We start from the raw sequence: 18553 nt of genomic DNA, 5'->3' as shown, positions 1-18553 counted from the left end.
GCCGTATATCTATTCCGCAATACATCGTCGCCGAGGTATTGTCGTGCCGACCGTTGCCAGGGCTGTGACCAAGGAGGACGTGATGAAGCACGCCGAGTTCGACGGCAAGGGGAGCCGCATCCGGTGGACCGAGACCCCGGGTACCGGACCCGCGCGCGTGTACCTGCACGGGCTGGGGGCGGCCTCGACCGTGTACCACGCGCACATCGCGGCCCGGCCCGAGCTCGCCGGCCGGCGCAGCCTGTTCGTCGACCTGCCCGGGCACGGCGTGAGCGACCGGCCCGAGGACTTCGGCTACACCCTGGAAGAGCACGCCGACGCCGTGGCGGCCGCGCTGGACGAGTCGGGTCTGACGGGGGCCGAGCTGATCGCGCACAGCATGGGCGGAGCCGTCGCCGTCGTGCTCGCCCACCGGCGGCCCGGCCTGGTCTCCCGGCTCGTCCTCACGGAGGCCAATCTCGACGCGTTTCCGCCGGCCACCGCGGGCAGCAGCGGAATCGCCTCGTACGAGGAGGAGGACTTCGTGGCGGGCGGGTACGCGCGCGTGCTGGAGAGGGTCGGCCCGCTCTGGGCGTCGACCATGCGGCTGGCCGATCCGCGCGGACTGCACCGCAGTGCCGTCGGACTGAGGAGGGGCTCCGACCCCGTCATGCGCACCATCCTGGAGGGGCTGGGGATCGAGCGCGTGTTCCTCCAGGGCGAGCTGAGCGGTGAACTGCCCGGCAGGGAGCGGCTGGAGGCGGCCGGGGTCCGCGTGCGGACGGTCCCGGCCGCCGGCCACAACATCATGTTCGACAACCCCGACGCGTTCGTGGCGGCGGTGGCGGGCGAGGACCAGCCCCGCGCCACGGCCTGAAACCGGGTGACGGAAGCTATCCCTCGCGGACCGCCAGCGCCAGGAAACGGGCGTCTTCGTCGACGTACGACGTCATGCGCCATCCGGCACCGGCCAGCAGCGGCCTCAGGTTGCCTTCGGCGCGCAGGTCGTCCGGGGTGATGCGACGGCCCTGGCGGGCTGCCAGCGCGGCCCGCCCGATCGGGTGGAACAGGGCCAGGATGCCGCCGGGCCGCACCACGCGCGCCAGCTCCCGGAGGTTCTCCGACGGATGCGGTAGGTGTGCGATCAGGCCCGCACCGAACACGGCGTCGAACGCCCCGGACCGCAAGGGCAGCGCGGCGACGTCGGCCAGGAGCAGCCGCCCGTGACGATCCCGCCCCGCCCGTACGGCGGCCCGCAGCATCGCGGGTGTCAGATCGACTCCGATGACGGCTCCGGACGGCCCCACGGCCGCGCGCAGCGGCGGCAGGGCGCGTCCCGTGCCGCAGCCGGCGTCGAGCACGCGGTCGCCGGGGCGCAGCCCGAGGTCGGCCACGGCGGCCGCGAAGACCGGGCCGTCCTCCGGGAACTTGCTGTCCCAGTCGTCCGCCCGGGCGGTGAAGAACTCCTGGACGTGTGTGTGGTCGTCGCTCATGGTGCGCATACTCCCTCACTTGTTTGGAGGGCGCGCTGCGCGCATGTTCGAACGTGACGCGATCGTTCCGGCGCATGTCTGTGCCAGATTCCGGCACCTTTCGAAATGCGCCCCCTTTGTACGCCCCTGCCGGGGCTAGCGTCCCGGGGCCATGGGACACCTGGACCACGCCTCCCTCGGTTGGCTGACCCCCGCGCTGTCGTACGTGATGGCCTGCATCGGCGCCGCCCTGGGGCTGCGCTGCACCGTCCGCGCGCTCGGCACCACCGGCCGGGCGCGCCGCAACTGGCTCGTCACCGCGGCCTCCGCGATCGGCACCGGCATCTGGACCATGCACTTCGTGGCCATGCTCGGCTTCAGCGTCAGCGGCACCGACATCCGCTACGACGTGCCGCTGACCATCCTCAGCCTCCTGGTCGCCATGGTCGTGGTCTGCGCCGGCGTGTTCGCCGTCGGCTACAGCCGCGATCGCACCCGCGCCCTCCTGCTCGGCGGCCTCACCACCGGGCTGGGCGTGGCGAGCATGCACTACATCGGCATGGCCGCGGTGCGGCTGCACGGTGACGTGACCTACGACCCGGTACTCGTCGGGATCTCGGTCCTGATCGCCGTGGTCGCCGCGACCGCGGCCCTGTGGGCCGGTCTCAACATCAAGTCGCCCGTCGCGGTCACCGTCGCCTCGCTCGTCATGGGAGCGGCTGTCAGCAGCATGCACTACACCGGCATGTTCGCGGTCCGTGTGCACGTCACCCCCTCCGGCGAGGTCCTGCCCGGGGCCACGGCGATGCAGTTCATCTTCCCCCTCGCCGTCGGCCTCGGGTCCTACCTGTTCATCACCTCGGCCTTCGTCGCCCTCTCACCGACCGCGGGGGAACGCGAGGCGTCCGCCTCCGCGCAGCGTGCGGTGCAGAACCCGGCCGGCTGACCGGCCTCCCGCCGCAGAGCTGTTACGACCCACTTCCGAGCGAGAAGGCCATGCGTACACCCCGTAGGACCACCCCAGGCGCTCAGACGCCGTCCCCGCCGCCCGCGCGCGGCCGTCGCGCCCATGCCGGTCGACCGGCCGAGGAGGACCCCGACGACACACCCGGCCAGGCCTCGGACGGCACCCCCACGCGCGCGGGACGCCGGCGGCTGCGGCCCCGGACCGTACGGGCCAAGGTCGTCAGCCTGCTGATGGTGCCCGTCGTCTCCCTGCTCGCCCTGTGGGCGTACGCCACCGTCAGCACCGCCCAGGACGTGTCACGACTGCGCCAGTCACAGCGCGTGGACGCCGAACTGCGCACCCCGCTCGCAGGCGCCGTCACCGCTCTCCAGGCCGAGCGCGCGGCCGCCGTCCGGTACGCGACCGCTCCGGTCGCCGGACAGGGCGGCGACCTGCGGACCCTTGCCGCCCGCACCGACCGCGCCGTGGCCCGGCTGCGGCTCGGCGACGACAACACCGTCGCGGACAGCGAGGAACTGCCCTCCGGTGTCGCACAGCGCCTGGACACCTTCGTCACCGGGGCCGAGCACCTGCGCACGCTGCGCAGGGCGGTACTCGACCGGCGCGCAGGCTGGAAGGAGACGTACGGGCAGTACACGCGGACCATCAGCACCGCCTTCGGAGTCGACGGCGCCCTCACCGGCATCCAGCAGGCCGACCTCGGCTCCGACGCGCGCGTACTCCTCGAGTTCTCCCGCGCACAGGAGGCACTGGCACAGGAGGACGTCGTGCTCGGCGGCGCCCGTTCGGCCGGAGGTCTCGCGGGTGAACGACTGCGGCTGTTCGCCGGCGCCGTCGACACGCGCCGCACGCTCACCGACACCGCCGTCGCCGACCTGCCCGACGCCCAGAGTGCCGCCTGGCGGAACCTCGCCGCGAGCGGCGCCTACACCGGCATCGCCAGCATGGAGGACAAGGTCCTGGCCGCACGCCCTGGCGTCCGCGCGGTCGACGCGGCTCCGGCAGCCACCTGGGAGACCGCCCACGCGCGCGTGCGGGACGGAATGCGGGCCATCGGAACTGACGCCGCGAGCACCGTCGCGGGCCGGGCCGACCCGTACGGCCGAGGTCTCCTCACCCCGGCCGGCGCCGCCGTCCTCTTCGGCCTCGTCGCCGTCGCCGCCTCGCTCGTCATCTCCGTGCGCATCGGACGCGCCCTCGTGGTCGAGCTGGTCAGCCTGCGCAACGGCGCACTGGAGATCGCCCGCCGCAAACTTCCCGAGGCGATGCGGAGACTGCGCGCCGGAGAGGACATCGACATCCCGACCGAGGCCCCTGCGGAGCCGCCCGCCGAGGACGAGACCGGCCAGGTCGCCGAGGCCCTCAGAACCGTGCACCGCGCCGCCCTGCGCGCCGCCGTGGAGCGCGCCGAACTCGCCAGCGGCATCTCCGGGGTCTTCGTCAACCTCGCCCGCCGCAGCCAGGTCCTGGTGCACCGCCAACTGAGCCTGCTGGACAGCATGGAACGCCGCTCGGACGACCCGGGCGAACTCGGCGACCTCTTCCGGCTCGACCACCTCACCACCCGCATGCGACGCCACGCGGAAAGCCTGATCATCCTCTCCGGCGCGGCACCCGGCCGGGCCTGGCGCATGCCCGTCTCCCTCACCAACGTCGTACGCGCGGCCGTCTCCGAAGTCGAGGACTACGCGCGCGTGGAGGTGAGACAGCTCCCCGAGGCATCCGTCGTCGGCGCCGCAGTCGCCGACCTCACCCATCTGCTGGCCGAACTGGTGGAGAACGCCGCCCAGTTCTCCCCGCCCCACACGCGCGTACGCGTCACGGGCGAACCGGTCGGCAACGGCTACGCCCTGGAGATCGAGGACCGTGGCCTGGGCATGGGCCCCGAGACCCTCACCGAGGCCAACCGGCGCATCGAGCAGTCCGAGGCGCTCGACCTGTTCGACAGCGATCGCCTGGGCCTCTTCGTGGTCAGCAGGCTCGCCGCGCGCCACAGCATCAAGGTGCACCTGCGCACCTCCCCCTACGGCGGCACCACCGCCGTGGTCCTGGTACCCACCGCCCTGCTGCACAGCGGCGTCGCGGAAGCCGCCGACCGCTCGGCGGCGGACCCGGAACGGGCCGGGCACCCGGCGTACGAGCGCGTGCCCGGCGCGCCCCAGGAGGCTGTGGCCGCGTCCGCCGACCGGCCCGCCCCCGCGGCCACCGGCCGGCCCTCGGCACGAACCGCGTCCGAATCCGCACCCCCGGGAGTCACCACCTTGCGGCTGCACCGCCCCCCGAACGACTTTGAGGGCTCCGACGACCTCCCGCGCCGGATACGGCAGGCGAGTCTGGCGCCCCAACTGCGCGAACACCGCCCCGAGAAGCCGTCCCCGGCACCGGACGCGCACAGCGACGACCAGCGCACCCCGGAACTGGTGCGGGACCGCATGGCGGCCTACCGCGCCGGCTGGACGCGCGGCGGCGGCAGGCGCCCCGGCCGCGGCGCCACCCCCGATCCCGAAACGGGCAGCGACAGCAGTGAAGGAGACCCCGCATGATCCAGGACCCGAGCATGAGGGCCGCCATGGGGGTCCCCCCGCGCGAGCGAAGCCAGGAGTGGGGGAGGTCCGGCGAACTCGACTGGCTGCTGGACGACCTGGTGACCCGCGTCGGCGACGTACGGCACGCCGTGGTGCTGTCCAACGACGGTCTGGCCGTGGGCGCCTCCACCGGCCTCGAGCGCGCGGACGCCGAGCACCTCGCCGCCGTCGCCTCCGGCTTCCACAGCCTCGCCAAGGGCACCGGGCGGCACTTCGGGGTCGGTGGGGTGCGCCAGACCATGGTGGAGATGGACGACGCCTTCCTCTTCGTGGCCGCCGCCGGAGACGGTTCCTGCCTCGCCGTCCTCACCGCGGTCACGGCAGACATCGGACTCGTCGCGTACGAGATGGCACGGCTGGTCAGGCGCGTCGGCGAACACCTCCACACGGCCCCCCGGGCCGCCGCCCGGCCGCCTGCCGCCGGATGAACCGAGAGGGCGGTCGGCACAGATGACCGAGAACACCACGGACGCCGCGCGGGAACAGGGCAGCCAGTGGTACGACGGCGAGGCCGGACCTCTCGTCCGTCCCTACGCCATGACAGGCGGCCGCACCACGTCCGGCCCCACCGGAGTGCGCTTCGACCTGATCGCACTCGTCACACTCGACCCCGGTGGCCTTCCCGCGGACGGTGACCCCGCGCTCGGCCCCGAGCACCACACGCTCGTCGACCTGTGCCGCACGGAAACGCAGTCGGTCGCCGAACTGGCCGCGGGCGCGGACCTTGCCGTGGGCGTGATCAGGGTGCTGCTGGGCGATCTGCTGGACCTGGGCTGCGTCACGATCAGCCGCCCGGTACCGCCGGCGCAGCTGCCCGACGAACGCATTCTGCGCGAGGTCATCGCGGGATTGCGAGCGCTGTAGATGACAGTTCACCACCCACCGGCCCCACGCCGCGCCGCCGGCCGCGACTCCCACCCCCGAGAGAAGTGATCATGGCCTCCGAGCACCCCGACACCACGGACGGCGAGACGCCCGCCCTGGCGCTGAAGATTCTGGTCGCCGGCGGATTCGGCGTGGGCAAGACCACCCTGGTCGGCGCGGTCAGTGAGATCCGCCCGCTGCGCACCGAGGAACTGCTCAGCGAAGCCGGGCAGTTGGTCGACGACACCGACGGTGTGGACCAGAAGGTCACCACCACCGTGGCCATGGACTTCGGCCGCATCACCATCCGCTCGGGCCTGTCCTTGTACCTGTTCGGCACACCGGGCCAGGACCGCTTCTGGTTCCTGTGGGACGAGCTGTCACAGGGCGCCCTCGGAGCGGTGGTCCTGGCGGACACCCGGCGGCTGGAGGACTGCTTCCCGGCCGTGGACTACTTCGAGCACCGGCACATCCCGTTCGTCGTGGCCGTCAACTGCTTCTCCGGCGCCCGCGCCCACGGTGCCCAGGACGTCTGCCGCGCCCTCGACCTCGACCAGGGCACGCCCGTGGTCCTCTGTGACGCCCGCGACCGGGACTCGGGAAAGGAGGTGCTGATCCGGCTCGTCGAATACGCCGGGCGGATGCACACCGCCCGGCTGCTCGACTCGGTGGGCTGACCGCCGGAGGCGGCCTCAGCCCGTCATGTCCTTCACCGCCACCACGTGGTCCACGGTGACGCGGACCAGGAGTTCCCCCGGAACACCGTTGCGGGCGCCGAACTCCTCGGCCCGTTCCTCACCCATGTACCGTGCGGCGATCCGGGTCGCCCAGTCCCGGACCTCGCCGAGGTCCTCGGACAGCCGGGCTCGGCCGCTCAGCGTCACGAAGTGGAAGGGGGGCCGGTCGTCGTCCACGCAGAGCGCGACGCGTCCGTCACGGGCCAGACTGCGCCCCTTCACGGTCTCCTTGCCCGTGTTGAAGACCACTTCGTCGCCGTCCAGCAGGAACCAGATCGGCGCCACGTGCGGGCTGCCGTCGGCGCGCACAGTGGACAGTTTGCCGGTGCGGGTGCCCTCCGAGACGAACGCCCGCCATTCCTCATCGGTCATCTTCTGTGCCATGCCCCCATCCTCCTTGCCCGGACGCCGGTCGTGGGGAAGGCTGGCGGGAAGTTCCTCCAGCCAGGGGGAGACGTCACACGGGGAGAGACGGAAGATGGCGCAGAACCAGGGACTCGGGTGGCTCCTGGACGACCTGACCGGGCGTGTGGAACAGGTACGGCACGCGCTGGTCCTGTCGAACGACGGTCTGGTGACGGGCGCGAGCACCGGCCTCCGCCGCGAGGACGCGGAGCACCTCGCCGCCGTCGCGTCCGGACTGCACAGCCTGGCCAAGGGTTCGGGACGCCACTTCGGCGCGGGCAGAGTCCGCCAGACGATGATCGAGTACGACGACGCCGTCCTGTTCGTCACCGCCGCCGGCAGCGGCAGCTGCCTGTGCGTACTCAGCGGCGCGGAAGCCGACATCGGCCAGATCGCCTACGAGATGACGCTGCTCGTCAACCGCGTCGGCGAGCACCTCGGCGTGGACGCCCGCCAGCCCGGGCGTGAACCCAAAGAAGACCTCTGACCTGCGCATTCCTTGCCCCGTACGGAGTTATCCACAGGCCCGCCCGGAAATTCGCCGGACCGGCTACGGTTTTTTCACGGCGAGCGCGGACGGCGTGAGCCACCGACTCCACGGGGGAGACGACCATGACGGGCAACACCATCGAGGCACCGCGTCACCCGACCTGCACGCCGAGCCGCGCCGCTCGCGAACTAGGCCTCAGCCGCGGTGAATTCGACCTCGCGGTACACCTCGGCCGGATCCGTACCCTGCCCGACGAGGGAGGAGGCGGAGGCCGCCGCGTCGACCGTGCCGAGATCGAGCGCCTGCGCGCGCAGGACGGATTCCCGGAATCGTTCCGGGAGAGCGTCAGGACCGTGGGCACCACAGAGGGCGCGGCGCTGATGGAGGTGTCGGCCGCCCGGTTCACCCGGCTCGCGCGCCTCGGTCTTGTGGTACCAGTCAGGTTTTACTTGAACCGGTACCGCGCCGTGGTCTGGCTCTATCTGGCGGAGGAACTGCGGAAGTTCGCGGCGGACGAGCGGAACGCCCGCCTGCTGACCGGCCGTACCCCTCAAGCCCTGCGCGACCGACTGGGGGAGGGGCTGGACCTGCGGGCCCGCACCTGGCGCGGACGCCACCTCGGATTCCTGCTGCGACAGGCCGACGATCCGTGGGAGCGCGCCGGGGCCGTGGCCGCCTTCCTCGACCCCGTGCACATCTCGGACATGGTCCAGGACCCCTACGAACGGGCCCATGTGAACCGGTTCCGTCCGGGGCCGCCCGCCCACGGCACGCCGGGCTCGCCATCGGCGGATCTCGCCGTGCGGATCATGACGGCGGACGACCCGGACGAGGTCGGCCGGCTCCGCGACGACCTGGCGCAGACGGTCGACGAGGCTCGCGCCCACCGGCCCGCTCCACGCCCGGTGCCGCGCGGGTCCGTGCCCGCACGACTCCCGGCCCCGCCCGCACCCGACGCGGTGTGCTCGCCGAAGGCCTCACGCGGACTGCGGAACTGGCTGCGCCGCAGAAGCCCCCGGCCCGCGGCGCACTGAACAGCGGCCACCTCGGCTACAGCGACTGCAAGGACCGGAACAGCCCTTCCTGGACGACCGACACGAGCAGACGCCCGTGCAGGTCGTAGATCCGCCCGCGGGCCAGACCACGACCCCCTGTCGCGATCGGGGACTCCTGGTCGTACAGGAACCACTCGTCCGCGCGGAACGGCCGGTGGAACCACATCGCGTGGTCCAGCGAGGCCATGTCGAAATTCCGTGGACCCCACAGCGGCTCGACGGGAATGCGGACCGCGTCCAGGAGGGTCATGTCGCTGGCGTAGGTGAGCGCGCACGTGTGCACCAGCGGGTCGTCGCCCAGCGGGCCGACCGCCCGCATCCACACCGCGCTGCGCGGCTCGGCGCCCTCGATCTCCTCGGGGTGCCAGCGCAGCCCGTCGGCGTAACGGATGTCGAAGGGCTGGCGGCGCGCCATCCGCTCCAGCTGCTCGGGCAGCGCGCCCAGGTGCTTGCGGATCTCCTCCGTGACCGTCGGCAGGGATTCAGGGTGCGGCACCTCGCGGGCCGGCGGCAGCTGGTGCTCGAACGGTCCTTCCTCAGGCTTGTGAAAGGAGGCGGTCAGATTGAAGATCGTGCGGCCCTGCTGCACGGCGGTGACCCGCCGCGTCGTGAACGACCGTCCGTCCCGGACCCGTTCCACCTGGTACACGATCGGCACGCCCGGGCGGCCCGGGCGCAGGAAGTACGCGTGCAGCGAGTGCACCGGACGGTCACCGTCCGTGGTGCGCCCGGCGGCGACCAGCGCCTGGCCCGCCACCTGCCCGCCGAAGACCCGTTGCAGGGACTCCTGCGGGCTCGGTCCACGGAAGATGTTGACCTCGATCTGCTCCAGGTCGAGCAGGTCGACGAGCCTCTCGGCCGGATTCGTCATGGGCGGAAGTCTCCTGTGTTCACAGCTGGCCGACATCGGTGACGCGGACGACCGCACGGCCCTCCACGTCGGAGGCCGCGAGGTCGACTTCCGCGCTGATGCCCCAGTCGTGGTCGCCATTGGGGTCGTCGAAGATCTGGCGGACGCGCCAGAGTTTGTTCTGCGGCTCCTCCTGGATCACCAGCAGCTTCGGACCGCGGGCGTCGGGACCGGTGCCGAGGTCTTCGTACTCGTCCCAGTACTTGTCCATCGCCTCGCCCCAGGCCTGGGCGTCCCAGCCCGACCCGGCGTCCAGCTCGCCCAGTTCGTCGACCTGGTCGAGGGCGGCGAGCTCCACGCGGCGGAACATCGCGTTGCGGACCAGCACCCGGAAGGCGCGGGCGTTGGTGGTGACCGGCTTGACCTCGTCGGCCTTCTCCTGAGCCTCCTCGGCGGTCATCTCCTCCGGGTTGGCCAGCTGCTCCCACTCGTCCAGCAGGCTGGAGTCGACTTGGCGCACCATCTCGCCGAGCCATTCGATCAGGTCCTGGAGGTCCTCCGACTTGAGGTCGTCCGGAATGGTGTGATCCAGGGTCTTGTAGGCGCTGGCGAGGTAGCGCAGCACGATGCCCTCGGTGCGGGCCAGCTCGTAGAAGGACACCAACTCCGTGAAGGACATCGCCCGTTCGTACATGTCACGGATCACGGACTTCGGCGACAGCGGATGGTCCCCGACCCAGGGGTGGCTCTTGCGGTACGTGTTGTACGCGTGGAAGAGCAACTCCTCCAGGGGCTTCGGGTACGTGACGTCCTGGAGGCGCTCCATGCGCTCCTCGTACTCGACGCCGTCCGCCTTCATCGCGGCCACCGCCTCGCCGCGCGCCTTGTTCTGCTGCGCGACGAGGATCTGGCGAGGGTCGTCCAGGGTGGACTCGACGACCGACACCATGTCGAGGGCGTAGGAGGGCGACTCCGGGTCCAGCAGCTCGAACGCGGCGAGCGCGAACGTGGACAGCGGCTGGTTGAGGGCGAAGTCCTGCTGGAGGTCGACCGTGAGGCGGACGATGCGGCCCGTGGGGTCCGGCTCGTCCAGCTTCTCCACGATGCCGCCGTCCAGCAGCGAGCGGTAGATCGCGATCGCCCGCCGGATGTGCCTCAGCTGCTGCTTGCGCGGCTCGTGGTTGTCCTCCAGGAGGTGGCGCATCGCCTCGAAGGCGTTGCCGGGCCGGGCGATCACCGACAGCAGCATCGTGTGCGTGACCCGGAAGCGGGACGTCAGCGGCTCCGGCTCCGAGGCGATCAGCTTCTCGAAGGAGTTCTCCGTCCAGCCGACGAAGCCCTCCGGTGCCTTCTTGCGCACCACCTTGCGGCGCTTCTTCGGGTCGTCGCCCGCCTTGGCGAGTGCCTTCTCGTTCTCGATGACGTGCTCGGGCGCCTGCGCGACCACGAACCCCGCCGTGTCGAAGCCGGCCCGGCCGGCCCGGCCCGCGATCTGGTGGAACTCACGGGCGCGCAGGGTGCGCACACGGCTGCCGTCGTACTTGGTCAGCGCCGTGAACAACACCGTTCGGATGGGCACGTTCACGCCGACACCCAGAGTGTCCGTGCCGCAGATCACCTTCAGCAGACCGGCCTGTGCCAGCTTCTCCACCAGGCGCCGGTACTTGGGCAGCATGCCGGCGTGGTGGACGCCGATGCCGTGCCGGACGTACCGGGAGAGGTTGCGGCCGAACTTCGTGGTGAAGCGGAAGTTGCCGATCAGCTCGGCGATCTGCTCCTTCTCCTCGCGCGAGCACATGTTGATGCTCATCAGCGCCTGCGCCCGCTCCACGGCCTGCGCCTGGGTGAAGTGCACGATGTACACCGGCGCCTGCCTGGTCTCCAGCAGGTCGGTGAGCGTCTCCGTGAGCGGGGTGAACTTGTACTCGTAGGACAGGGGAACCGGGCGGGTCGCCGAGCGGACCACCGACGTGGGGCGGCCGGTGCGGCGGGTGAGGTCCTTCTCGAAGAAGGAGACGTCGCCGAGCGTGGCCGACATCAGGACGAACTGCGCCTGCGGCAGTTCGAGCAGCGGGATCTGCCAGGCCCAGCCGCGGTCGCCCTCCGCGTAGAAGTGGAACTCGTCCATGACGACCTGGCCGACGTCCGCGTTCTTGCCGTCGCGCAGCGCGATGGACGCGAGCACCTCGGCGGTGCAGCAGATGACGGGCGCGTCGGCGTTCACGGAGGCGTCGCCGGTGAGCATGCCGACGTTCTCGGTGCCGAAGAGCTTGCACAGCTCGAAGAACTTCTCCGACACCAGCGCCTTGATCGGAGCGGTGTAGAAGGTGACCTCGTCCCGGGCCAGCGCGGCGAAGTGCGCGCCCGCGGCGATCATGGACTTGCCCGAGCCGGTGGGCGTCGACACGATCACGTTCGCACCCGAGACCGCCTCGATCAGCGCCTCCTCCTGGTGGGGGTAGAGCGTGAGACCGCGCTCCTGGGCCCACGACTCGAAGGCTTCGTACAGGGCGTCGGGGTCGGCGGTCGGCGGCAGCTGATCGATGAGGGTCACGCACCCATCTTGCCTGGCCTCCCGGCCGATGGGGGAATCGGCTGCGAGCAGGAAGATCACGGCAGCTACGCTGTGTCGCCGACGGAGCGTCAACGCACCCGGTCAACTGGACAGCGGCACACGAGGAATGGGGCGGGCAACGGCCATGATGGGACCAGCACACTCACTGTCGGGGGCCGCCGCCTGGCTCGGTGTCGGAGCGGCAGCCGCCGCGGCGGGCCACCCGATGCCCTGGCCGGTGCTCCTGGTCGGCGCGCTGATCTGCGCCGGAGCCGCGCTCGCCCCCGACCTCGACCACAAGGCGGCGACCATCTCGCGCGCCTTCGGGCCGCTCTCCCGCTGGATCTGCGAGATCGTGGACAAGCTGTCGTACGCCGTCTACAAGGCGACCAGAAAGCAGGGCGACCCGCGGCGCTCCGGCGGTCACCGGACGCTGACGCACACCTGGCTGTGGGCGGTCCTGATCGGCGGGGGCTGCTCCGCGGCGGCGATCACCGGGGGCCGGTGGGCCGTGCTGGCGATCCTGTTCGCACACATGGTGCTGGCCATCGAGGGCCTGCTGTGGCGGGCGGCCCGCGGCTCGAGCAGCGATGTCCTGGTCTGGCTGCTGGCCGCGACGAGCGCGTGGATCCTGGCCGGCATCCTGGACAAGCCGGGCAACGGTTCCGACTGGCTGTTCACCGCGCCCGGGCAGGAGTACCTGTGGCTGGGGCTGCCCGTCGTGCTGGGGGCGCTGGTGCATGACATCGGGGACGCGCTGACCGTCTCCGGCTGCCCGATCCTGTGGCCGATCCCTGTGGGCCGCAAGCGCTGGTACCCGCTGGGGCCGCCGAAGGCGATGCGGTTCCGGGCGGGCAGCTGGGTCGAGCTCAAGGTGCTGATGCCGGTGTTCATGCTGCTCGGCGGAGTGGGCTGCGCGGCGGCGCTCAACGTCATCTGACGGGCTCGGGCCGTTCGGGCTCAGGCCGGCTCGCCGCCCCCGCCCGGAGCGGACCCGCCGCTGGACCCGGCGTCCGCTCCGCCGTACCGGCGCTCGAAACGCGCGACGCGCCCCTCGGTGTCGACCGTGCGGGCCTGGCCGGTGTAGAAGGGATGGCTCTCCGAGGAGATCTCCACGTCGACGACGGGGTACGTCTCCCCGTCGTCCCACTCGATGGTCCGGTCGCTGGTCGCGGTGGACCGGGTCAGGAAGGCGTAGCCGGCGGCGCGGTCACGGAAGACGACCGGGTGGTAGTCGGGGTGCTTGTCCTGCTGCATGGCGGCTCCTCGCACGGGGCGGTCGGCGGGCGTGCTGCGTCGGGTTCAGCCGAAGGTGTCCTCGTCCACGATGTGCATCGCGGCCTCCTCGGCGGAGGCGGCCGCGCCGTCGATGCCGACGTCGGTGGCGACGAGGGCGGCCTCCTCGTCCTCGTGCGCCCCTTCGTCGGGGGCCACGAGACGACCGGAGCGGAGATCGCCGACCTCGTTGTCCAGCAGTTCGCCGTCGGTGTCCTCGACGTCGCCGATACCGTCGCCGTCGGGGGTGGCGAGGTCGGGCATCTCCTCGGCCAGGCGCTCGTCCAGAGTCTCGCCCCGCCGGCGCTCGCCCGCCGTCACGCCCGCGTGCTCCACCGCCCACGGTCGCTCGGGAGGGGACCAGCCGCGGTCCAGGGGATCGTCGACACCGTCGTCGACGAGTGTGTCCTCCGCGTCGAGCAGTCCCGCGTCGTCCTGGATCTCGGACGCATCGGGCTGGTATACGTCATCTCCCCATCCGTCGGTGCTGTCCACGGGTACCTCCAGCTGCTGGGCACGGCCCGTTCTCACCGCGTCCGGCGGCTGACCGCCGGGATGCGGGGCACAGGTGTCACCCGGCGCGAACCGGACGGTGACCGGACGCTTCCCGGGTGCTCCCCAAGCCGGTGCCAGTCTCCAGCCTTCCACTCCGGTTCGGCACCGCGCAACGGCACGGGGCCTGGCCCGAGAGCGCATACCCCGGCCCCGGCCCCGAGCCGTCCGACGGCAGTGCGCACGGCCCCTCCGGCCCCGCCGGCCGTCCTGCCTTCCGCGGGATCATCCGTGCCAGGAACGCCACAGCGCCGCGTACGCGCCGTCCGCCCCGACCAGCTGATCGTGGCTGCCCAGCTCGCTGATCCGGCCGTTCTCCACGACGGCGATCACGTCGGCGTCGTGCGCGGTGTGCAGCCGGTGGGCGATGGCGACCACCGTGCGGCCGTCGAGGACGCGGGCCAGGGAGCGCTCGAGATGCCGTGCCGCGCGCGGGTCCAGCAGCGAGGTCGCCTCGTCCAGGACCAGCGTGTGCGGGTCGGCCAGCACCAGCCGGGCCAGCGCGATCTGCTGGGCCTGGGCCGGGGTGAGCGCCAGCCCGCCCGAGCCGACCTCGGTGTCCAGGCCGTCGTCCAGCGCCCGCGCCCAGCCGTCGGCGTCGACCGCGCCCAGGGCGGCCCACAGCTCGGCGTCGGTGGCGCCGGTGCTGGCCAGCAGCAGGTTGTCGCGCAGGGAGCCGACGAACACGTGGTGCTCCTGGTTGACCAGGGCGACGTGCGAGCGAACCTGCTCGGCGGGCATCCGGGAGAGTTCCGCGCCGCCGAGGGTGATCCGGCCCTCCCGGGGAGCGTAGATGCCGGCGAGCAGCCTGCCGAGCGTGGACTTGCCGGCCCCGGAGGGACCCACGAGAGCCAGCCGGGTGCCGGGCGCGACCTCCAGCGACACCTTGCGCAGGACGTCGACGCCCTCGCGGTAGCCGAAGTGCACCCGGTCCGCCTGCACGTCGCGTCCGTCCGGGTCCGGCGCCGCGTCCCCGGCGGCCGGCTCGATGTCGCGCACGCCGACCAGGCGGGCCAGCGACACCTGGGCGACCTGCACCTCGTCGTACCAGCGCAGGATCAGGTTGACCGGGTCGACGAGCATCTGCGCGATGAGGGCGCCCGTGGTGAGCTGCCCCACCCCGATCCAGCCGTGCAGCACGAAGAACCCGCCGACCATGAGGACCGAGCCGAGGACCGTGACATGGGTGGCGTTGATGACCGGGAAGAGCACGGACCGCAGCCAGAGGGTGTAGCGCTCCCAGGCCGTCCATTCCTTGATCCGGCGCTCCGACAGGGCGATGCGGCGCTCGCCGAGGCGGTGGGCCTCGACGGTGCGGCCGGCGTCCACGGTCTCGGCGAGCGCGGCGGCCACGGCGGCGTACCCTGCGGCCTCCGAGCGGTAGCCGGACGGGGCCCGCTTGAAGTACCAGCGGCACCCCGCCACCAGCAGCGGTACGGCCAGCAGTACGGCGGCCCCCAGCGGCGGCGCGGTGACCACGAGCCCGCCGAGCAGCAGCGCGGCCCACACGACCCCGATCGCCAGCTGCGGTACCGCCTCGCGCATTGCGTTGGCGAGCCGGTCGATGTCCGTGGTGATACGGGAGAGCAGGTCGCCGGTGCCGGCCCGCTCCAGCACCCCCGGCGGCAGCCCGACCGACCGGACGAGAAAGTCCTCGCGCAGGTCGGCCAGCATCCTCTCGCCGAGCATCGCCCCGCGCAGCCGTACTTCGCGTACGAACACCGCCTGGACCGTCAGCGCGAGCACGAACAGGCCGGTGGTCAGGCCCAGGTGCAGTTCGCGTGCCCCGTCGGAGACCCGTTCCACCAGCCCGCCGACCAGGTAGGGGCCTGCCATGGAGGCCACCACGGCGACGGTGTTGACCGCGATCAGGATCCCGAAGGCGCGGCGGTGCCGGCGGAACAGTTCGGCCACGTAGGCGCGTACGGTCGCCGAGGCGCCGACGGGCAGGGTGGTGGCCGTCGTCGGGGCCGCCGGGTCGTACGCCGGTGGCGCGACGCCGATCATGCGCTCTCCTCGATTTCTTCCAGCGCGCCCCGCAGGGCGGCGCGGTCGTCTTCCAGCGGTCCGGTCACGCGAGCCTCGTCGTCGGTCTCGCGGGTCACGACCGCCCGGTACCGGGGCTCGGTGTGCACCAGCTCGCGGTGCACACCGACCGCCACGACCTCGCCGTCGTGCACGAGGACGACCCGGTCCGCGCGGTCCAGGAGCAGTGGCGAGGAGGTGAACACCACCGTCGTGCGGCCGGCCCGCAGGCCGCGCACCCCCTCCGCGATCCGTGCCTCCGTGTGCGAGTCGACGGCGGAGGTCGGCTCGTCCAGGACCAGTACCTCGGGGTCGGTGATCAGCGATCGGGCCAGCGCGAGCCGCTGGCGCTGGCCGCCCGAGAGCGAGCGACCGCGTTCGGTGATGCGGGCGTCCATCGGGTCGGTGGCGTCCAGCGATCCCTGGACGAGGGCCTCCAGTACGTCTCCGCACTGCGCGGCGGCCAGCGCGGCCTCGGCCTCGACGGCACCGGACGCGGGCACCTCGAGCAGCTCGCGCAGCGAACCGGACAGCAGTACCGGGTCCTTGTCCTGCACGAGGACGGCGGTGCGGGCGCTGTCCAGGGGCAGCTCGTCCAGCGGCACCCCGCCGAGCAGCACCGACGGGCCCGGCTCGGTGGCGTGTCCGCCCAGTCGTTCGGCGAGCCGCCCGGCCGCGTCCGGGTCCCCGCAGACCACGGCGGTCAGCCGGCCGGAGGGCGCGAGCAGACCGGTCTCCGGGTCGTACAGCTCACCGCCCGGCGTCTGTGCAGCGCGCGAGCCCCCGACGTCCGTGGCGCGTTCCAGGGACAGCACGCGCGCGGCCCGCTTGGCCGAGGGGCGCGAGAAGGAGTACGCCATGGCGATCTCCTCGAAGTGCCGCAGCGGATAGGCGAGGATCATCACCGAGCTGTACGCGGTGACGAGTTCTCCGACGGTGATCCGCCCCGCGCGGGCCAGGTGGACGCCGTGCCAGACGACCGCGATCAGCAGCAGCCCGGGCAGCAGCACCTGGATCGCGGCGATCAGGGACCACATCCGGGCACTGCGCACGGCCGCCCGCCGGACCTCCTGGGAGGCGCTGCGATAGCGGTCGAGGAACAGTTCCTCGCCGCCGATGCCGCGCAGAACGCGCAGACCGGCCACGGTGTCCGAGGCGAGTTCGGTGGCCCGGCCCGCCTTCTCGCGCTGCACGTCGGCGCGCCGCGTCGCGTGGGGCAGCAGCGGCAGCACGGCGAGCGCCACCACGGGCAGTCCCACCGCGAGCACCACGCCGAGCGCGGGCTGGTAGACGAGCAGGGCGACGCAGACCACGACCACCGTCAGCGCGGCCGCGGTGAAGCGCGAGACCGCCTCCACCAACCAGCCGATCTTCTCCACGTCCCCGGTGGAGACGGCCACCACCTCGCCGGCCGCTACCCGTCGGGTCAGCGCGGAGCCCAGCTGTGCGGCCTTGCGGGCCAGCAACTGCTGGACGCGGGCGGCCGCCGTGATCCAGTTGGTGACGGCGGCCCGGTGCAGGAAGGTGTCGCCGACGGCGATGCCGACGCCGCACACCGCCATCAGTCCGCCGGTCAGGGCGAGGCGCGTGCCCGAGCGCTCGACGACGGCCTGCACGGCGAGTCCGACGCAGAACGGCAGCGCGGAGACGGAGACGAAGTGCAGCAGGCCCCAGGCCAGCGACTTCATCTGCCCGCCCAGCTGGTTCCGCCCGAGCCACCACAGGAATCGGGGACCCGAACGCGCGTCGGGGACGCCCGGGTCGGGATACGGAAGGTCTTGAATCTGCATGGCTTGGGTCGTCCCAGTGGCTCGTGTCGGGGGAGGGGGCGAGAGCGGCGGCAACAAACCGTGAAAGGTTCGCGTCGCAGCGTGGTCGAAAGCAAACGGTTTTCCATGACGGCGATACGCGCGTCCTGTCCGGAACATTGCGCAATCAGCCGGTACGGAGTGTCACCATGGGCCGGTGCAGACGAACGGTGTGCGGCGTGCCACGGTCCTGGTGGCGGCGTTCGGAACCCTGCTGACCGCCCTGACCGCCCTGACCGCCCTGTCACCGGGTGGCTCGGCGGAAGACGGCGGGGCCCGGACCGGCGGGGATCGCGGAGCCCCCGCCCGCAACCGGCACGGCAGCCCCGCCGCTGTCCGCACCACCCGCGTACCGGGCGTCGGCGACGGGCTGCGCCGGCGGATCCCCGCGGCCTCCGGCCAGGTCGTGGTCGTCTACGGCCGGGGCAAGGATTCGGCCGAAGCCACGCTCGTGCTGTACACCAAGCGGGGCACCGGCTGGGAGCGGACGCGCGGTTGGCCGGCCCACAACGGCAAGAAGGGCTGGAGCACCGACCACCACATGGGGGACAACCGCAGCCCCGTCGGCGTCTACACGCTCTCCGACGCGGGCGGCGTGCTCGACGACCCCGGTGCGGGACTGCCGTACACGCAGGACGAGTCGTTCGCGGCCCCGCGTCAGTGGGACGAGTCGCACTGGCACGACTTCGACTACGTCATCGCCATCGACTACAACCGCGTCAGGGGCACCCCGCCGAACGACCCGTCCCGTCCCGAGGGCGAACAGAAGGGCGGCGGCATCTGGCTGCACATGGACCACGGCAGTGGCACGTCGGCCTGCGTCAGCGTCTCGAAGGAGGCCATGGAGTACCTGCTGCGCACGCTCGACCCGGCCCGGCGGCCGGTCATCGTCATGGGGGACCGGGTGGACCTGAAGGCCTGATCCGCCCGGGCGT

18 protein-coding genes are annotated in these 18553 nt (G+C 72.1%); 10 read left to right on the top strand and 8 right to left on the bottom strand.

Annotated elements, in window-relative coordinates:
* Nucleotides 1–82 precede the first annotated feature (82 nt).
* Nucleotides 83–856 (top strand): alpha/beta fold hydrolase, encoded by a 774-nt coding sequence (locus tag ACFY01_RS06075; protein ID WP_390734432.1) that lies wholly within the window; start codon nucleotides 83–85, stop codon nucleotides 854–856.
* 16 nt (nucleotides 857–872) lie between these two features.
* Here the strand turns inward: ACFY01_RS06075 and ACFY01_RS06070 are convergent, their stop codons facing one another.
* The gene (locus ACFY01_RS06070; RefSeq protein ID WP_390734431.1) at nucleotides 873–1472 is read right to left on the bottom strand and encodes a class I SAM-dependent methyltransferase; all 600 of its coding nucleotides are present in this window, start codon (nucleotides 1470–1472) and stop codon (nucleotides 873–875) included.
* A gap of 151 nt (nucleotides 1473–1623) precedes the next feature.
* Between ACFY01_RS06070 and ACFY01_RS06065 the strand changes: the two genes are divergently transcribed.
* The 5 genes from ACFY01_RS06065 (at nucleotide 1624) to ACFY01_RS06045 (ending at nucleotide 6544) form a co-directional block, all read left to right on the top strand.
* Entirely contained in the window at nucleotides 1624–2397 is a 774-nt protein-coding gene (locus tag ACFY01_RS06065; RefSeq protein WP_390734430.1) for an MHYT domain-containing protein, read from the top strand.
* Between the two features lie 50 nt (nucleotides 2398–2447).
* Entirely contained in the window at nucleotides 2448–4961 is a 2514-nt protein-coding gene (locus ACFY01_RS06060; RefSeq protein WP_390734429.1) for a nitrate- and nitrite sensing domain-containing protein, read from the top strand.
* Complete coding sequence (locus tag ACFY01_RS06055; RefSeq protein WP_390734428.1) at nucleotides 4958–5431, top strand: roadblock/LC7 domain-containing protein; 474 nt, start codon at nucleotides 4958–4960, stop codon at nucleotides 5429–5431. The genes ACFY01_RS06060 and ACFY01_RS06055 overlap by 4 nt, the downstream gene beginning before the upstream one ends.
* Nucleotides 5432–5453: 22 nt before the next feature.
* The gene (locus tag ACFY01_RS06050; RefSeq protein WP_390734427.1) at nucleotides 5454–5867 is read left to right on the top strand and encodes a DUF742 domain-containing protein; all 414 of its coding nucleotides are present in this window, start codon (nucleotides 5454–5456) and stop codon (nucleotides 5865–5867) included.
* Between the two features lie 71 nt (nucleotides 5868–5938).
* Nucleotides 5939–6544: an ATP/GTP-binding protein gene (locus ACFY01_RS06045; protein WP_390734426.1), complete on the top strand. Its 606-nt coding sequence runs from the start codon at nucleotides 5939–5941 to the stop codon at nucleotides 6542–6544.
* Nucleotides 6545–6559: 15 nt separating this feature from the next.
* On the opposite strand, the gene ACFY01_RS06040 is transcribed toward ACFY01_RS06045, so the two are convergent.
* Nucleotides 6560–6988, bottom strand: a complete 429-nt coding sequence (locus ACFY01_RS06040) for a PPOX class F420-dependent oxidoreductase (protein WP_390734425.1) — start codon at nucleotides 6986–6988, stop codon at nucleotides 6560–6562.
* A 94-nt stretch (nucleotides 6989–7082) separates the two neighbouring features.
* Here ACFY01_RS06040 and ACFY01_RS06035 point away from each other — a divergent pair, with 94 nt between their 5' ends.
* Nucleotides 7083–7496, top strand: coding sequence for a roadblock/LC7 domain-containing protein (locus ACFY01_RS06035; protein WP_132854825.1), 414 nt, complete (start codon nucleotides 7083–7085; stop codon nucleotides 7494–7496).
* 125 nt (nucleotides 7497–7621) lie between these two features.
* Nucleotides 7622–8533, top strand: a complete 912-nt coding sequence (locus ACFY01_RS06030) for a DUF6397 family protein (protein WP_390734424.1) — start codon at nucleotides 7622–7624, stop codon at nucleotides 8531–8533.
* Between the two features lie 16 nt (nucleotides 8534–8549).
* On the opposite strand, the gene ACFY01_RS06025 is transcribed toward ACFY01_RS06030, so the two are convergent.
* Both ACFY01_RS06025 and ACFY01_RS06020 read right to left on the bottom strand, forming a co-directional pair.
* Nucleotides 8550–9425, bottom strand: coding sequence for an acyl-CoA thioesterase (locus ACFY01_RS06025; protein WP_390734423.1), 876 nt, complete (start codon nucleotides 9423–9425; stop codon nucleotides 8550–8552).
* A gap of 19 nt (nucleotides 9426–9444) precedes the next feature.
* Nucleotides 9445–11958: a DEAD/DEAH box helicase gene (locus ACFY01_RS06020; protein ID WP_390734422.1), complete on the bottom strand. Its 2514-nt coding sequence runs from the start codon at nucleotides 11956–11958 to the stop codon at nucleotides 9445–9447.
* 145 nt (nucleotides 11959–12103) lie between these two features.
* On the opposite strand from ACFY01_RS06020, the gene ACFY01_RS06015 reads away from it, so the two are divergent.
* Nucleotides 12104–12898, top strand: a complete 795-nt coding sequence (locus ACFY01_RS06015; protein ID WP_361801736.1) for a metal-dependent hydrolase — start codon at nucleotides 12104–12106, stop codon at nucleotides 12896–12898.
* Nucleotides 12899–12918: 20 nt separating this feature from the next.
* Here ACFY01_RS06015 and ACFY01_RS06010 read toward each other — a convergent pair whose 3' ends face one another.
* From ACFY01_RS06010 to ACFY01_RS05995, 4 genes are all read right to left on the bottom strand, one after another.
* The gene (locus ACFY01_RS06010) at nucleotides 12919–13215 is read right to left on the bottom strand and encodes a type B 50S ribosomal protein L31 (RefSeq protein ID WP_390734421.1); all 297 of its coding nucleotides are present in this window, start codon (nucleotides 13213–13215) and stop codon (nucleotides 12919–12921) included.
* A gap of 45 nt (nucleotides 13216–13260) precedes the next feature.
* Entirely contained in the window at nucleotides 13261–13728 is a 468-nt protein-coding gene (locus tag ACFY01_RS06005) for a DUF5709 domain-containing protein (RefSeq protein ID WP_390734420.1), read from the bottom strand.
* Between the two features lie 282 nt (nucleotides 13729–14010).
* A complete protein-coding gene (locus ACFY01_RS06000; RefSeq protein WP_390734419.1) occupies nucleotides 14011–15792 on the bottom strand; it encodes an ABC transporter ATP-binding protein in 1782 nt (593 codons plus the stop codon).
* The gene (locus ACFY01_RS05995; protein ID WP_390734418.1) at nucleotides 15789–17600 is read right to left on the bottom strand and encodes an ABC transporter transmembrane domain-containing protein; all 1812 of its coding nucleotides are present in this window, start codon (nucleotides 17598–17600) and stop codon (nucleotides 15789–15791) included. The genes ACFY01_RS06000 and ACFY01_RS05995 overlap by 4 nt, the downstream gene beginning before the upstream one ends.
* A 175-nt stretch (nucleotides 17601–17775) precedes the next feature.
* Here ACFY01_RS05995 and ACFY01_RS05990 point away from each other — a divergent pair, with 175 nt between their 5' ends.
* Complete coding sequence (locus tag ACFY01_RS05990; protein WP_390734417.1) at nucleotides 17776–18540, top strand: L,D-transpeptidase family protein; 765 nt, start codon at nucleotides 17776–17778, stop codon at nucleotides 18538–18540.
* Nucleotides 18541–18553 lie beyond the last annotated feature (13 nt).

The sequence above is a fragment of the Streptomyces sp. NPDC001480 genome, from assembly GCF_042894725.1.
Taxonomy (GTDB): Bacteria; Actinomycetota; Actinomycetes; order Streptomycetales; family Streptomycetaceae; genus Streptomyces.
This window is presented reverse-complemented; position numbering and strand designations above follow the sequence as displayed.

Bases quoted from the DNA above. Each gene is read 5' to 3' on its own strand.
- ACFY01_RS06010 (WP_390734421.1), bottom strand. From the start codon at position 13,215: ATGCAGCAGGACAAGCACCCCGACTACCACCCGGTCGTCTTCCGTGAC.
- ACFY01_RS06065 (WP_390734430.1), top strand. From the start codon at position 1,624: ATGGGACACCTGGACCACGCCTCCCTCGGTTGGCTGACCCCCGCGCTG.
- ACFY01_RS06025 (WP_390734423.1), bottom strand. From the start codon at position 9,425: ATGACGAATCCGGCCGAGAGGCTCGTCGACCTGCTCGACCTGGAGCAG.
- ACFY01_RS06045 (WP_390734426.1), top strand. From the start codon at position 5,939: ATGGCCTCCGAGCACCCCGACACCACGGACGGCGAGACGCCCGCCCTG.
- ACFY01_RS06000 (WP_390734419.1), bottom strand. From the start codon at position 15,792: ATGATCGGCGTCGCGCCACCGGCGTACGACCCGGCGGCCCCGACGACG.
- ACFY01_RS06015 (WP_361801736.1), top strand. From the start codon at position 12,104: ATGATGGGACCAGCACACTCACTGTCGGGGGCCGCCGCCTGGCTCGGT.
- ACFY01_RS06050 (WP_390734427.1), top strand. From the start codon at position 5,454: ATGACCGAGAACACCACGGACGCCGCGCGGGAACAGGGCAGCCAGTGG.
- ACFY01_RS06035 (WP_132854825.1), top strand. From the start codon at position 7,083: ATGGCGCAGAACCAGGGACTCGGGTGGCTCCTGGACGACCTGACCGGG.
- ACFY01_RS06060 (WP_390734429.1), top strand. From the start codon at position 2,448: ATGCGTACACCCCGTAGGACCACCCCAGGCGCTCAGACGCCGTCCCCG.
- ACFY01_RS06030 (WP_390734424.1), top strand. From the start codon at position 7,622: ATGACGGGCAACACCATCGAGGCACCGCGTCACCCGACCTGCACGCCG.
- ACFY01_RS05995 (WP_390734418.1), bottom strand. From the start codon at position 17,600: ATGCAGATTCAAGACCTTCCGTATCCCGACCCGGGCGTCCCCGACGCG.
- ACFY01_RS06040 (WP_390734425.1), bottom strand. From the start codon at position 6,988: ATGGCACAGAAGATGACCGATGAGGAATGGCGGGCGTTCGTCTCGGAG.
- ACFY01_RS06055 (WP_390734428.1), top strand. From the start codon at position 4,958: ATGATCCAGGACCCGAGCATGAGGGCCGCCATGGGGGTCCCCCCGCGC.
- ACFY01_RS06070 (WP_390734431.1), bottom strand. From the start codon at position 1,472: ATGAGCGACGACCACACACACGTCCAGGAGTTCTTCACCGCCCGGGCG.
- ACFY01_RS06075 (WP_390734432.1), top strand. From the start codon at position 83: ATGAAGCACGCCGAGTTCGACGGCAAGGGGAGCCGCATCCGGTGGACC.